Genomic DNA, 14,483 nt, shown 5'->3' with positions numbered 1-14,483 from the left:
CGTCAGCCTGCCGACCCTGGCAGCCTGATCAATCCGGCCCAAGCCGGTGATCGTGGTGGCCACGCCGAAGCTACACCACCCCAGGGGACACGACCGCCAGTCCTAGCCGCGCGCTGGCCAGCCGGCCGGCCCAACCTCGATCGACCAACCGCACCTGAATCCAAGGATGCGCGCTGGCGCTATATATGATAATGTCCTTTATCAAATGTATGAGTGACGATGAGCGCTACCCGCACGCCCGACCCAACCGCCCCACACATCCGCCGCTTCTGTGAGATGATCGTTCCGGGCGCCCAACCCCGAATGATGCCGATCCGACCCGCGGCCGATAGCCAGCCTCTCGACTGCTTCAACAACGCCCGCCAGTTTGCGGAGGCTCACGGCGGTCGCATCCAGTTCGGATGGTCGATCTGGGAATGGCCCGGAGTCTACGTCGAGGCCGAGCACCATGCCGTCTACGTGCCGCCGGACGGTAGTCCCTGGATCGATGTGACGCCCGGGGTGGACGACGATACCACACGCGTCTTCCTGCCGGATGACGACGCGATCTACGATTTCGAGAACGAAGGGAAGCGGCGGGAGAACCACCGTATGCCGCTCGTGACCGATCCCCTAATCGGCCAGCTCTTCACATTAGCCGCGCGTCAGAACCAGATCATGAGCCAGATCCCGGGCGTCGGGATGGTGAGCGTGCCAGCGCGCCTCGCCATGGAGCTGGATCAGATTGCAGAGGCCAAGGAGCGCGTCTCCTACCAGATCGGCATGAAGTACACGACCCGCAACCAACGGTGCTTCTGTGGCAGCGGTGGCAAGTTCAAGCACTGCCACGGGAGGGATGCGTGATGAAGCGCGACATGGATATGGTGCGCGACTTGCTGCTCAAGGTCGAAGATGGGCAGAAAGTATTTGAAACTGCCTCCAGCGAGGATGCGGAACTTCTTGGCTTCGAGCCTGACACAGTGTTAAGCCAGGAAGATGCTGATAAGATCGCGGGGCACCTGATTTTACTCGAAGAAGCAGATTTCATCGTTGTCGAAGGTCGTATGGGAGGTGGAAGCGTTCTCGTGGATCGTCTGACTTGGTGGGGCCACGAGTTCCTCGATACCATCCGAGACGACGAGGTCTGGGCGCAGACCAAACAGACAGCCAAGAAGGCTGGCACTGGCGCGATCGAATTCGTGTGGGGGATCGCGAAGGAGATCGCGAAGGCGGAGGTCAAACGGCGGACTGGGTTCGATGTCGGCTAACCCACTGGTCTTGGGTTCGACGAACCTGCCTGCTCCGGCGCTTGTTACAGCGGCGGGTGAGCGAGCCGCCTACCGCTTCCTGGAGTTCTTCACCGCGCAGATCCGCAACCCGCATACCCGGCGCGCCTACGCCAAGGCGGTGGGCGAGTTCTGCCTCTGGTTGGAGAGTCGAAATGTCTCTCTAATCACGACCGTGAACTCGGTGCACATCGCCGCCTACGTCGAGCATCTAGGACGTGCCTGCTCGCCCCCGACCGTCAAGCAGCGCCTCGCTGCCATCCGGATGATGTTCGACTGGTTGGCGACTGGCGGCGTTCTACCCTTCAATCCGGCTACCGCCGTTCGGGGACCGAAGCACGTGGTCAAGCGCGGTAAGACCCCTGTCCTCGCCCCCGAGGAGGCCCGCGCCATCCTGAGCGGGATCGACATCACCACGCAGGCCGGCCTGCGTGATCGAGCGCTCATCGCCTTGATGGTGTACACCTTCGCCCGCATCGGCGCGGCCACGGCCATGAAGGTGCAGGACGCCTACGTGCAGAACCGTCGTCTGTGGGTGCGCCTGCACGAGAAGGGTGGCAAGGCGGTCGATCTGCCCTGCCACCATAACCTGGAAGCCTACCTCCACGCCTACCTGGATGGAACCAGCATCCAGAATGACGGCGATGGCCCTCTGTTTCGCACCATCGGACGCGGCACCGGCCGGCTTACCCGAACCCCTCTGCCGACCGCGAACGCCTACGCGATGGTCCGGCGTCGCGCCCAAACTGCCGGTATCCGGACGCAGATCGGCAACCATACCTTCCGCGCGACCGGCATCACCGCCTACCTCAAGAACGGCGGCACCCTGGAGCGCGCCGCCGCCATCGCCAACCACGCCTCGACCCGCACGACGCAGCTTTACGATCGCCGATCAGACGAAGTGAACCTCGATGAGATCGAGCGCATCCTGATCTGACGCTATCTTCCGCCGGCCAGTGACCAATGCCCCGGCCGCTCGGTCGCTCATGACCGTTTTTCCATTCGGACCAGTCCAGATGCCGGGCCAGCCTGATCGGAGACTCTCGCAGAACGGCCGGGTCGGTCACTGGATCACGGCAGCCCAACTCCCGCTCGACAACTTAAGCTTGAGCATTGCATCATCGCCTCAATAAGGGAGGGTGAGGTGGGTCGAAGCTTCGTCAGCACCATCAACAGGATAGCGCGAGAGAGCGAGAGGGCACGTCGAGCACAAGAACGCGCCCGAGCAAGGCACGCGGCTGCATCTGCACGAGAAACCCGACAGCTGGAGAAGCTCGAAGCGAAAGAAGCGAAGCAATTAGAACGGCTTGAACGGCAAGCCTACCTAGAAGGGCGTCAGCAGGAGGCGCAAGACGAGAACGATCAACTAGCGGAGCAGCTCGACGAGCTCGGCGGCATCCTCGCCACCGCCCTATCTAAAGACCTGTCGATTAAGTTTGACCGGCTCGCCAAGTCCGTGGCCGAGAGAGATCTCGACGCCGATACCAAACTGAGGCTGCCGCAGGTGCCGATGCTCGACACCATGTTGCCGAAGCCTCTCGGCTTCTTCGCACGCCTGATGCCCGGCGCACAGGGGCGGCATCGTAAGCTGATCGAGGATGCCCGAACCTCCCACGCTCGCCTGCTCGCAGACTTCGAGACCATCAAGGGCCTTCGAAAAGTAACTCTGGCAGAGATGAAGGATCAAGCCGAAATTCATAATGCCGAAATCGCCGAATTTAGACGGTCTTACGAGACCGCCGAAGCCGAGGGCGTCGTGGCGTATTTCGAAGCCATCTTCCAAAGCTCGGTCTATCCCGACGCCTTTCCGCAGGACCACAATATCGCCTTCGCGCCTGAGTCGAAGCAGCTTGTCGTAGAAGCCGAAATTCCCGTCATCGACGATCTCGTTCCTACCGTCGAAAAGTACCGCTACGTCAAGGCCAGCGATCAGATCATCGAGACCAAGCGCGCCGAGAAGGGGCGCCAGCTTCTATACGCCAACATTCTCGCTCAAACGACGCTGCGTATCCTGCACGAGATCTTCGACTCGGACGCCGCGGGTGTGGTCGAGATCGCGGTGGTCAGCGTCTTCGTCTCGACCATAGACCGTGCCACCGGCAAGCCGGTGCGGCCCTGCCTCGTCTCGGTTCGCGTTTCGAAGGACCAATTCGAGGACTTAAACCTTGCCCTCGTTGATCCGGCCGTGTGTCTGCGGCAGCTGCGCGCTCACGTCTCGGGGCACCCGTCCGAGCTCGTGGCGGTCAAACCGATCATCGACATCAACACCGTCGATCCCCGGTTCATCGAGGAAGCCGATATCCTCTCGACCCTCGACGGTCGGCCCAACCTCCTGGAGCTAACGCCCGGCGAGTTCGAGGCGCTGATCACCAACCTGTTCGAGGCGATGGGGCTGGAAGCACGCTTAACCCAGGCGTCCAGGGACGGCGGAGTCGATTGCATCGCCTTCGACAAACGCCCGATTTTCGGAGGTAAAGTGGTGATCCAGGCCAAGCGCTACCGAGACACGGTCGGGGTGAGCGCCGTGCGTGACCTGTACGGAACGATGATGAACGAGGGCGCTTCGAAGGGCATCCTGGTGAGCACCAGCGGCTACGGCAAAGCCGCCTTCGAGTTCGCCAACGGCAAGCCGATCGAGCTGATCAGCGGCGGCAACTTGTTGTCCCTGCTATCCGAGCATGCAGGTGTCGAGGCCAAGATCGCGATGCCCGAGAACTGGGCCAGCGCAGGAAGTTCCTGATCCGAAACAACCCCAGACGCCGCTGGTTCAGCCGCGCCAGGGTTCACGAGGAATAGCCGCTCGACGCAGGTCAGCCCGTAGCGCTGGCGCGCTTGGTCCTAGTGCGCCTCTTAAGCGTAGCCGCGTCCAGCATCGCGGCGAGAACGGCCAGGACCACCGCCCACCGGGCATCGTTGTCGGGAAGCTCGCTGATCTGACTCCGAGTCGTTTCGATCAGGGCGGCCAAGCTCTCTGCGACACCCCTCAACTGCGGGTGCCGAGCGAGGTCAGGGCGACAACACGGGATGAGGGCGAGCAGCATATCCCGCACCTGCGCCTCGTGCCTTGCCATGAGGATGGGGTCGTTTCGAACAGTGGCCGTGGGCAGCGGGTCGATCTTGGCCGGGTTTCGATAAGGGACGACGGCCGCCCCCTGCTGCCGCCAGCCGTGCGGATGTTTGAGGGGCCGCGACATGCGCTCGTCACTAGAGGCAAGCGGGTCGGTAGGGTCGAAAGGCATCGATGTTCAGCAATCTGTTCGAGAAGAAAGGGTGGGTGTTGTGGTCTGCTGGCCGGCGCAAAATGTGCGCGACCTTCGCCAGCCCCGCCGGCCGGCCAGCGATCAGTATGGCTGGCGTGCCCTCGGCGAGCCGCGAGTGATCGCTCAATGGCTCGCCTCGCGCTGATCAGATCACGTGGCCGGCGGTGGTCCTATGCGGCTCGCCCGGCGCTGGCCTGCCTGCCATGACGCCATCGCGAACATTCTGGGAGGCCAAGCGCCGCTGGTCGTTGCCTGGGTTCGGGTGGTGCTATGGGTTCCTCTCGGACGTGCGCAGGTTCGACCTGGAAGACACGAGGGATGCCGCATCGTCAGCGGTCGAGGCACCTGATGCAGAACCCCAAGACCTTGCCCCATTGGGCCTGAGCGTCGGGCAGCTTGCGGACCCACAGAGCACGATCACCGCTGAGGTGGATCGCACTGTCCAGCACGTCCGCGAGACGCGGGTGCACCATCAGATCGGGCCAGCCGTCCTCCAAGAGACGGAGGAGCATGGCTCGCACCTTCGCATCGTGCCCCGCCTTGGCGACCGGGTTACCCCGGACGGCTGAAGAGCCCAGCGGGGCGAGATCGCCCATGTTGTAGTAGGGAACGCCCGTTTCCTCGTCGTAGGTGATGAGCCTGAGCGGCGGAGTCACGGTAGGCGTGATCGAGGCGTCGTCGTTGAGCATGGTGGTCTTTCGAAATCGGGGAGGAATGAAAAGGGATCGGATAAAAAGCGGTCTGGCAGGCCGAGGCCGGGGACGACCACTGCCTGCCCTCTCGGGCTACTTGCGCGGACCGACCGGCACGAGCTTCGGCGGCTTAATCAGCCATTCGGTGAAGTTCTCGATGATCATGTCCCAGCGCGCATAGGGGGTGGGCAGCGCGGCGAGCCGCTCCTGAGACCGCAGGATCACCGTGACCATTGCCTCGGCGAGCATCGGCAGGTTGGAGGTTTTCCGTGCCAAGTCGGGCCGATAGTAATCGGCAGTGTAGAGGATCATGTCCTTGACCTTGGCCTCATGGGCCACCCGAAGGATCGGATCGCGATCGGCGTTCACGGGGAACAGGGGATCGACCGTGGCCGCATCACGGCCGGGAATGCCGGTGATCATCGCACGCAGCCACACGTCAGCGCGCTCGAAGGTCTCTCCGTCCTCGGAGGAGAACACCTCATCAGTCTCGGTGATATGGCGAATGTGGAGGATCGACTCGCCATCCATGTGCATGATCTCGGAGAAGACGGGTTTGGTCGAGCGGTTCTTGTTCTTGAGCTTGGGCATGGAAAGATTTCCTAGAAAAGAATTGCTTAAAAAGGGTCAGGCGCGCCGCAACGGCGCGGTGGTCGTCGGTATGCCCGGGGTAAGCGGACAGGCGGGGTCACGAGAGGCCCCGATCCGCCGCTGCAATGGTGTGATCAGAGGTGCGCGGCGAAGGCCGTGAGGGCAGAGGGCACGCGGCCCATGAAGGCGCTGACCGGCTGACCGGCGGCGTCGGCCTGCGCGACGATCTCCGAGAGTTGGACCCACGGGCACTCGTCATCGCCCAGGTCCAAGCCGGCCTGCGCAGCGAGAACGCCGCGCCAGACATCGTCGCCCTCGATCTCGATCTGCTGCCAGAAGGTCGAGAGCCACTGGCCGGCGGAGGGGCGCTCCATCTTCAGGGCTTCCAAGCGCGCCACGGCATCCGCGAAGGTGTCGTAGCGCTCAGCGTAGCGATTGTCGGGCCGATCCGGCAGGCCGACGTGGATGGCGAACCCACCCTCCTCCTCCGCGTCCTCGATCGTCGCGAGAAGATCGTGGTCTCCGAACTCCGTGTACGCCTGCAAGATGTAGTAGGCCGCCCGCGCGGCTCCGGCGGCGCCATCAGCGTCGCTGAAGGTCGTGACGGGATTATCGTTGGACATGATGCGTCTCGGTAAAAGAATGATGGGGCTGAAAAGGTGGTGGTGAGCCGCGCCGCAACGGCGGGGTGATCTCGGTCTACAGGTCGGCGATCGGGAAAGTCGAATTAAAACCGAACCGTGTCCATCGAACTTTTTTAGACGGAGGAGACCATTCCAATTTGGACTTCATCGGGCCCCGTATGCCAGACCGGGTGTCGGCCGCGTCCGCGCATTTCAAGGGCGCACAAGGCCGCATTGCTGGAGATCCCGATGACCAAGAGCCCCGACGACAAGGCCGGCGCCGAGCTGCTGGCCCGCCAACTCAATGCTCGCCTCGCCGCTGAGGGCCTGGGCATCAAGGCGCAGAAGGACCGCAGGGCGCTCGCCCGCGAGGCCAGGGTCGAGGCCGCCGCGCGCCGCCAGATGTTCGAGATGCGCCGCCGGCCGGGCTACGTGGCCGGCGAGGCCCGCGAACCGTTCCAGGCCGAGGTGCGCTTGATCAGGGCGACGGATCACCTGGATGCGACCGGCGCCGAGACCTCCGAGCCCGAGGCCCGGCCGACCTTCTCGGAAATGCGCGAGATGCGGGACGAGTACCCGAACATCCCCGCTACGGTGATCGAACATCGGCGGCGCAAGACCGCGGCCCTGAACAAAATTAAGGAAGGAACCAAAAAAAAATAGACCCGCAGCTACGCCCATAACTAAATATAGGATCAAGTCGAGGGCAGTCTCAGCGGGGACTTCGGTGGCCGGACCGGCCCGAAACACTTAGACTGGGACTCAGACCGGGGGTGAAATCGGCACGACAGCCGGGACGTTGGAGGGTCGTCCGCAGCTATGCTGCCGAAGTCCTCCACAAGCGACGGCTCTGAGTATGCCTCACCCGTCAATCCTTGCCGGTCATGTGGAACGGGCTTGCAAGGATGCGCCGCAAGGCACCCGCTGAACCCTTCGGGGTTCGTAGTGGGCGGTTAAAGCCGGGTCCCGCCAGGGAGCCGCCCGGTCCTCGTAGAACAGGTACACCGCTCTCCGTTCCCCTGCCGAGACTCAAGTGGGACTCGACACGACTACCCCCGCCCTCATCGAAAGACGAACAGCATTGGACCGCTGATCTACAAGCTTTCGGTGAGGGCGGGGGATAGGTCTATGCCTCGATCTACGTGGGTCCGAGCCGGACGGGCTAACATTAAGTTCCGAGATCACTCCCTGATGATCCACGATCTACTACACCAACACCTCGGCGAAGGGATCACCCGGCATCGAGCGCTTGCGAGATGACGGGCTGACCCCGAGACCGAGCGGATGGGCGCCGCGCAGCAAGCCCGGCCGCTTCACCCCGGTGCAGACCTACAAGCCCGACAGATCGCACCCAATGAAGTGCTGTGGGTAGAGCGCCACGTAGGCCCGCAGCACGGCAGCACACGCATCGTACAAATCGACCTGCCGCCCATCAACCTCGATCTCTCGGCCGCCGATGCCCCCGTACCGGCCAACTCCGAAACCGCCGGCCCCAAATCCTAAATCGGGTTGATCGGTGTCGTCGCCGGCCGGGAAGGCGACGCGGTGACGAGCATCCGTCTGAACATGCTTTGTGCCGTTGCAGACACCCCGCACCACGTCGAGCATGTTGTCCGTCCGGCTACGAACGGCAGCCTCGATACCCTGCACACCTGCCTTCGACAGGTGATCCTTCACGTGGAAGACGGCAATGCAGGTGAGATAGGCATGCCTGCGGGAGTGGAGGTGCCGGCGAAATTCCAGCGCGGTCGGCAGCACGATCTCGGACATGAACTCGGCCGGAGTCACCGCGCATACTCAGCCGGATTGTACCGGAGCCCGTCGATCGCCGACCCAGCAAGCTCCGAGGGATAGAGCTTGGCGTAGGCCCGTAGTACGATCACGCACAGGTCGAGCATGTCGTAGAAGACGCCCCTGTCCTCGATGTAGCGCCCTCCGTGATCGTCGAACCGCAGCGGGTTGCCGGGACGACCATCCCCAGGGTTCATCTTGCCATCGATCTCACTCATGCCGAAGCCAGTTGCAGGACGCTCCGTGTCAGATCCAGACTGCATCAACAGGATCTCGGCGCCGGTCTTTCCCTGGATCTTCTCGCGGTGTTTCACCGCGTCCGCCATCCGCTGGAGAGCCAGAAATGGCGCGCCTAGTTCCTGCTCCATCGCTTGGTGGACATCATCAGCGCGTCGGCGCCCGATCGGTTTTAGGTAGTCGCCGACGTGGTAGACTGCGAGACATGCGTTGTAGCCGCACCGCTGAGACGGTTTTTCCATGAACTCATAGACGTTCGGCACCGCGATCAGGTCGGCGAACTCCCGCGCCGTCATCGCTGTCATATTGATGGCCTCGCCGCTTTGCTTCAGTCGAAATGTCAACTCAGCTTCAGTACGGCCTACGGCTCGTCCTTAGGACGAGCCGTAGGCCGTACCCGAAACAAGGCGATATGTCAAGTGTCATCAATGGTTTGCAGGAGTCGATACGCTCTTGACAAACGAGAGTGGCGGCATCACATGTCCTGAGGACATGTGATGCCGCCACATCGGTTGAGGTTGATTTGCTCTCGCGACTGTCTCTAGCGGTCACCGAGACCTTACGCGATCGAGCTCAACCTATCATCACGAGCTATGCGCTGTTCCGCCTGATCTGGGACATCTACGAGCACCCGGACCGCTACCCGGTGAAGGTCATCCGCAGGGTGAGCGCACCCGGCGGAACGCAGTACGCCAGGGTGATCCAGGAGTTGGGCTACGAGCGCGTACTACGGCCCGACGCAGATTTCGGCGACTTTCCGTCGATGGATGTTCGTGCTCGCGTTTTCCGGGTGGTCGAGGTTCCCGATGCGCCGGCCGAGGATGTGGCCTGCCTAGCCGATCCGTTCGCCTTCATCGGCTACCTGTCCGCGATGCAGCGCTATGGCCTCACGGTCCGGCAGCCCGTCGTGCTGACCTTAGCGACCCCGGAGCCGAAGCTCTGGGCACGTCGGCGGGATGCCATGATGCGAGAGGATTACGGCTTCGATCCGAAAGAGGCCGATCTCTCGTACTTCAAGCCTCTTCAGGCGATCGACATCCCCACGTCCCTACGAGGTCGTGACACACGCGTTCGTCACACCAAGCGCACCTACCATTCCCAGGTGCTCGCCGAGGGGGTCGCGCGCCTGATCACGGTGGGCGATCTGTTCGTCCAGATGCTCGACGACCCCGAACTCTGCGGCGGCATGGCCCACGTGTTGGAGACGTGGGAGGAGCATGCCGAGAACTACCTCGACCTCATCATCACCGCGGTCGAGGAGGCGCCAACCAACATCATCAGGGTCCGCGCCGGGTACATCCTTGCCGAACGGCTCGGTCTGAGAGACCCGCGCATCGACGCGTGGAAGCGCTTCGCGCAGCGCGGTGGCTCCCGTAAGCTTGACCCCTCTAGTCCGTATGAACCCGTGTTTTCTGAGGACTGGATGATCTCCCTCAACGTCTGATCCTCCGATGACCTCCACGACTAGCGTGCCCCTCAACCTGCCGATCGTCTCGTGGGTCGAGGCGTCCAAGGCCGATCCAGTCGCCCACCGGAACCGGCAAGTGACCCACATCCTGCTCTCCGCGGTCGGCCTGACACCTGCGCTGAGGGACACCATGCTGCTCAAGGGGGGCGTGCTGATGATGCTCGCCTTCGCCAGCCCGCGCGGCACTCAGGACGTGGACTTCACAGTCGAGGCTTCGCCAGAACCGTTCGCGACCGAACTCGCTGAACGTCTGAACCCCGCCTTGCGAAGCGCCGCAGCGACGTTGGGCTACGCTGATCTTCTCTGCCGCATCCAGAAGGTGGAGCGGCGACCACGAGCGGAGATGTTCGAGGATGGGATAGGGCCAGCGCTCAAGATAACGATCGCTCATGCCAGGATCGGCACCAACGAGGTGAAGCGGTTGGAGGCGGGACAGGCCACGGGCGTGCTCCAGGTCGATCTCTCGTTCAAGGAGCCGATCTTCAACGCGGGCGAGGCGCAACTGGAGAAGCCCGCCGTGAACATCCGCACTTACGCTTTGGAGGAAGTGGTCGCGGAAAAATTCCGTGCCCTGCTCCAGCAGCCCGAGCGGAACCGGGAGCGCCGGCAGGATGTCTTCGATCTTGCTTGGCTCGCCCGAATGACGGCAGACACCTTGAGCGATCAGGAGCGCCAGAACATCCTCGGCGCGCTCATCCAGAAATCCGCAGCTCGCGGGATCAACCCCACAGCAGCATCAATGGATGATCCCGAGGTGGCCCGCCGAGCGGCCACCCGCTGGAATACCCTCAGCACCGAGCTACCTTCGGGGCTACCTCCCTTCAATGAGACGTTCGAGATCGCCCGGGCCTTCTACCGCTCGCTGCCGTGGCTTTGAACGGTTCCTCGCAGGTCGTCAGCCTTCGCGACCGAGAACCACATGCTTCTCCTCGGCGCTCAATCGCACGTAGCCGCGCATGATCTTCTCCCTGAAGCCGAACCAACCCGAGCCGAAGCCGACGATGATGCGACCGTGGCTCTCCTTGCGCAGCGCGAGGAGGCGCTGGTTGAACACCTCCTTGGATAAGGCGGCGCGACTGCCGCGCTTCAGCATGATCCGGGCGTAGGAGGCGTCGTAGATCTCCTGGAGCTGACGGCGGTCGGAGGTTGTGTCGGCCATGGCCCAGAGGACCTCCTCGTAATCCTCGGTGTTCTTGGTCTTCTTGGTCGCCTTGTCGTACTGGACCCGGAGCAACGCCTCGCTACGCTCCAGAGCGCCTTTGATACCGGCCCGGTAATGTCTGTGATGGGCCGTTGAGACCGGCTCTGGGTCATCCTGGATCTCCCAGAACATCGTGTCCCCGATCAAGTGCACGAAGTGCGGGAACCCGTCCGAGATCTGGCCGATGCGCACCAGCATCTCGCGGGCGATCTCGACCCCAAGCTTCTCGCCGGCCGCGGTGATGATGCGCCAGAGATCGTCGTGACGAAGCTTCTCCAGCGGGATGGTCTCCAGGATGCGGCCGGCCGAGGGATGCGAGTTCAAGAGCTCCGTCACGTCCGACGCGATGCCGCAGAAGATGAAGCGCACGTCCCGCTCGATCGTGGGGATGTTCTTGATGAACTCGGCGAACTTGTCCCTCTCGGCCGTGGACTCGATGCGCTCCATCTCGTCGATGACGATTACGAGCCGGCCGGTGCGTTTGCCCGCGACGTAGCGGACGATGTCCAGAGCCTCGGTGACTGTGGCCGGCGCGGGGATGGTGACCGAGGCCGGTGTGCCCGTGCTGACGCCGACGCTTCCGAGAACTGGTATGCCGAAGTTCAGGCCACGCCCTGAAGCCGCGCGCTCCATCCGGCTCATGACGCTCACGGTATCTAGGCCGATCGCCTGGATCGCCGAGGCGAACGTCGTCGCCTGACCGCAGGGGACGTAGATCGGCGCAGCGCCGCTCGCGTTGTGCATCTGAGCGGCCGTGCGAGCGAGACTGGTCTTCCCCACGCCTCGGTCGCCGTAGATAAAGATCTGGCGGCCCGGCGAGTTCAAGGCTCGGTCGATCGCCATGAGGTTGCGGGCTCGGCCGAACAGGCGCTCTGGAGTCTTGATCTCCTCGGATGGGGTGAAGTTCGCCGCGATGATCGCCCGGAATTCCTCATCACCTATGTCAGCGATCGACAACGAAACCTCCCGTTTAGGCGGTCAACCTAGAGCAGGAGCAGCGGTTAGGCGACTATCCCTAGCCGGATGAGCACAAGTGGCGATCGAAGGTGTGAGAGGTCGAAAGCTGACGCTCGGTGGCCCGATTGCGAGGGTCCGCTCCCGACCCTTCCCGGACCCTCGGAAGGTCTGCTTCCGGGCATTCTGATAGGCGGTACGAGCGACCGATGGTGGCCGAAAGCGGAAAGCCTGCTTCGGAGAGGGGCGGCTGCAAAGACCGACAAACCTCTGCTCATCGAAGGCTGCCACAAAGGTTGACGTTGGAGCATCCACGAAGCGGCGCTTCGTGAGATGTCGGCCGAGTCGAGTTCGCCGTGCGCTGGCCGCTTGGCATGATCTCGTCTGGTCAGCCCGCGTCGGGTTCCTCTTCTTCGCGCGCTGTCGCGACGGCCTCGAGTGGCTCGACGTGCTCGTCGGGCCGCAGCACCACGACCTTGGTGTTCACGGGCACGCGCTCGTAGAGGTTGATGACGTCCTGGTTGAACATCCGGATGCAACCGGACGAGATGTTCGTGCCGATGGTATGCGGCTCGGTCGTGCCGTGAATCCGGTAGAGGGTGTCCCGGTCGCCGTCGAACAGGTAAAGCGCACGTGGGCCGAGCGGGTTCGTCAGGCCCGGCGCCATGCCGTTGCGCCAAGGGCCGTTGCGCTCGGGCTCACGCCGGATCATGTCGGCGGTCGGCGTCCAGCGCGGCCATTCCGCTTTGCGCCTGATCTCGGCGGTCCCGTTCCAGGCGAGACCGGCCTTGCCGACGCCGACGCCGTAACGCGTGGCCCTGCCGTTCTCGCGTACGAGGTAGAGAAACTTGTTGCCCGGATCGACGACCACGGTACCCGGCGGCTCGCTGCGCGGGTATGCGACCTCCTGGCGGAAGTAGCGCGGATTGACCTCGCTGATGTCGGTCGCCGGCAGCGGGAAGCGCTCGGTGGGGTTCGCCCTGTACATGGCGAGGGAGCTCGGGTGCATCGGCGCGACGCTGGCGATTGCCCCAACGTCACGATCGGTCGCCATGCAACCCGCCGCCAGCAGCGTGAGCGACAGCACGGAAGCGCCGCGCAGCGCTCGGGTACGGGACGGGTGGAGGCCGTCGGGGAGGTACTTCGTCATGGCTCTGCGCCCATGTCCAGTCATAGCGTCACGCTTATTCAATGGCCGACACATTTCTCTGCTGCGCCGAAGTCAAGCACAAAGATATGCAAAGAATTTTAAGAGGGGATCATTTACATAAAACGATCATCGGTTCAGCATGAAAGCTGCATTGGCAGTGCGTTGATCCTGACAGCTTAGACGAGACGGAGATCTCGCGTCCATCTCTGGAGACGTCTGCGCCGCTTACGCGTGAAGCGGCCGCTTCGAGCAGTCGACGGGCGTGCTCGGCGAGGCGCGGGTCATCGTGGCCCCGATGGTCGACATCGAGGCCCGCTGCAGTCTTCAGCCTTCGCGCCGACAGAGGGCAAAGTGTCGGGAGGGGGCGAGCAGGACGTGGCGTCGAGCTCGGACCCGGGCTACGGCCCTTGCGCGGCGCAGTTCTCTGCCCTCACCGTCACTCGAGTCGCCCACCGGCTCACAAAGTGACGGTGCTTTACCGGTAGGGGGCTGCCGCGGGCCAAACTCGCCGGCTGGGCCCCCCGCGTTTCCAACGGGGACACGCAGGCCGTGGCTTGAGGCACGGGCCGCCGCGAACTTCCTGGGCGAACCCCAGGATCGATGCGCGCGTCGCTTCATCGACCTTGGGATTGCGGAAGCCTTCCCGATGCAAACCGCTCGTCCGCCTGCTCAATCTTCGTCCTGCCATCTGCGCAAATCAGTTTGGTCATGATAGGCCATGCGGTCCGGCGTCGTGATGAACTCCACCGTCGTGCCCCAGGGCATGCGGCAGTAGCAGACCTTGTTTCCCGGACCTTTCTCAGTCGCATAGGGAATGGCGCGTGGTGCGGTGAGCGGGGTACCACCGGCCTTTTCGAAGCGCTCGACCGAGGCGTCGATGTCGTCGGTGTAGAGACCGAAGTGGGTGATGCCGAAATCGCTCGCTCGGACCGGCTGAGCCTGCTCGGGGCCGTGCATCTCGAAGAGCTCGATATCGGGTCCGGTTCCGATCCTGACCATCGCCTGCCCACGCACAACTGTCCCAGGGAATGCGCCGACGGCCCGCTCGAATTCGGGCCCCTGCCGCGGCGAATCCTGCGGTCCGAAGGACTGATAGATCACTTGGCCGCCCAAAGCTTCTACCAGGAACGATTTTGCTGCTTCGAGGTCGGGCACCGTGATGCCGATATGATTGATCCCGCGAGGGACAGGTGCGGTCATGTCGGCTTTCCTTTCGTGATCGATCGCGATCTGCCCGGCCGACGACGGCAC

15 protein-coding genes are annotated in these 14,483 nt (G+C 63.2%); 7 read left to right on the top strand and 8 right to left on the bottom strand.

Annotated elements, in window-relative coordinates:
• Positions 1 to 219: 219 nt before the first annotated feature.
• The 4 genes from C4T42_RS19765 (at position 220) to C4T42_RS19750 (ending at position 4,005) form a co-directional block, all read left to right on the top strand.
• Positions 220 to 843: an SEC-C domain-containing protein gene (locus tag C4T42_RS19765; protein ID WP_103985710.1), complete on the top strand. Its 624-nt coding sequence runs from the start codon at positions 220 to 222 to the stop codon at positions 841 to 843.
• Positions 843 to 1,247 carry a DUF2513 domain-containing protein gene (locus tag C4T42_RS19760; protein WP_103985709.1) on the top strand — a complete coding sequence of 135 codons (405 nt, stop codon included), beginning with the start codon at positions 843 to 845 and terminating at the stop codon, positions 1,245 to 1,247. The genes C4T42_RS19765 and C4T42_RS19760 overlap by 1 nt, the downstream gene beginning before the upstream one ends.
• Positions 1,237 to 2,202, top strand: a complete 966-nt coding sequence (locus C4T42_RS19755) for a tyrosine-type recombinase/integrase (protein WP_103985708.1) — start codon at positions 1,237 to 1,239, stop codon at positions 2,200 to 2,202. Before C4T42_RS19760 ends, C4T42_RS19755 begins: the two co-directional genes overlap by 11 nt.
• Before the next feature lie 207 nt (positions 2,203 to 2,409).
• Positions 2,410 to 4,005, top strand: coding sequence for a restriction endonuclease (locus C4T42_RS19750; protein WP_146074015.1), 1,596 nt, complete (start codon positions 2,410 to 2,412; stop codon positions 4,003 to 4,005).
• An 849-nt stretch (positions 4,006 to 4,854) separates the two neighbouring features.
• Here C4T42_RS19750 and C4T42_RS19740 read toward each other — a convergent pair.
• The 3 genes from C4T42_RS19740 to C4T42_RS19730 form a co-directional block, all read right to left on the bottom strand.
• The gene (locus C4T42_RS19740) at positions 4,855 to 5,214 is read right to left on the bottom strand and encodes a hypothetical protein (protein ID WP_103985705.1); all 360 of its coding nucleotides are present in this window, start codon (positions 5,212 to 5,214) and stop codon (positions 4,855 to 4,857) included.
• Between the two features lie 96 nt (positions 5,215 to 5,310).
• Positions 5,311 to 5,808 carry a hypothetical protein gene (locus C4T42_RS19735; RefSeq protein ID WP_103985704.1) on the bottom strand — a complete coding sequence of 166 codons (498 nt, stop codon included), beginning with the start codon at positions 5,806 to 5,808 and terminating at the stop codon, positions 5,311 to 5,313.
• Positions 5,809 to 5,942: 134 nt separating this feature from the next.
• Positions 5,943 to 6,431: a hypothetical protein gene (locus C4T42_RS19730; protein ID WP_103985703.1), complete on the bottom strand. Its 489-nt coding sequence runs from the start codon at positions 6,429 to 6,431 to the stop codon at positions 5,943 to 5,945.
• Between the two features lie 249 nt (positions 6,432 to 6,680).
• On the opposite strand from C4T42_RS19730, the gene C4T42_RS19725 reads away from it, so the two are divergent.
• Complete coding sequence (locus C4T42_RS19725; protein WP_103985702.1) at positions 6,681 to 7,094, top strand: hypothetical protein; 414 nt, start codon at positions 6,681 to 6,683, stop codon at positions 7,092 to 7,094.
• 666 nt (positions 7,095 to 7,760) lie between these two features.
• On the opposite strand, the gene C4T42_RS19720 is transcribed toward C4T42_RS19725, so the two are convergent.
• Both C4T42_RS19720 and C4T42_RS19715 read right to left on the bottom strand, forming a co-directional pair.
• Positions 7,761 to 8,201, bottom strand: coding sequence for a hypothetical protein (locus C4T42_RS19720; protein ID WP_146074014.1), 441 nt, complete (start codon positions 8,199 to 8,201; stop codon positions 7,761 to 7,763).
• 14 nt (positions 8,202 to 8,215) lie between these two features.
• Positions 8,216 to 8,803, bottom strand: a complete 588-nt coding sequence (locus C4T42_RS19715) for a hypothetical protein (RefSeq protein ID WP_146074013.1) — start codon at positions 8,801 to 8,803, stop codon at positions 8,216 to 8,218.
• Positions 8,804 to 8,982: 179 nt separating this feature from the next.
• On the opposite strand from C4T42_RS19715, the gene C4T42_RS19710 reads away from it, so the two are divergent.
• A complete protein-coding gene (locus tag C4T42_RS19710) occupies positions 8,983 to 9,903 on the top strand; it encodes a hypothetical protein (protein ID WP_103985699.1) in 921 nt (306 codons plus the stop codon).
• Between the two features lie 7 nt (positions 9,904 to 9,910).
• Positions 9,911 to 10,804, top strand: a complete 894-nt coding sequence (locus C4T42_RS19705) for a nucleotidyl transferase AbiEii/AbiGii toxin family protein (protein ID WP_103985698.1) — start codon at positions 9,911 to 9,913, stop codon at positions 10,802 to 10,804.
• Between the two features lie 18 nt (positions 10,805 to 10,822).
• On the opposite strand, the gene C4T42_RS19700 is transcribed toward C4T42_RS19705, so the two are convergent.
• The 3 genes from C4T42_RS19700 to C4T42_RS19690 form a co-directional block, all read right to left on the bottom strand.
• The gene (locus C4T42_RS19700) at positions 10,823 to 12,085 is read right to left on the bottom strand and encodes an ATP-binding protein (RefSeq protein ID WP_103985697.1); all 1,263 of its coding nucleotides are present in this window, start codon (positions 12,083 to 12,085) and stop codon (positions 10,823 to 10,825) included.
• 385 nt (positions 12,086 to 12,470) lie between these two features.
• Positions 12,471 to 13,232, bottom strand: a complete 762-nt coding sequence (locus C4T42_RS19695) for a L,D-transpeptidase (protein ID WP_103985696.1) — start codon at positions 13,230 to 13,232, stop codon at positions 12,471 to 12,473.
• Positions 13,233 to 13,901: 669 nt separating this feature from the next.
• Entirely contained in the window at positions 13,902 to 14,432 is a 531-nt protein-coding gene (locus tag C4T42_RS19690; RefSeq protein WP_103985695.1) for a VOC family protein, read from the bottom strand.
• Positions 14,433 to 14,483: the final 51 nt, after the last annotated feature.

The sequence above is a fragment of the Methylobacterium sp. 190mf genome, from assembly GCF_900107945.1.
Lineage (GTDB): Bacteria > Pseudomonadota > Alphaproteobacteria > Rhizobiales > Beijerinckiaceae > Methylobacterium.
Note: the sequence above shows the minus strand (reverse complement) of the source record. Positions and strands in the feature narration are given on the sequence as shown.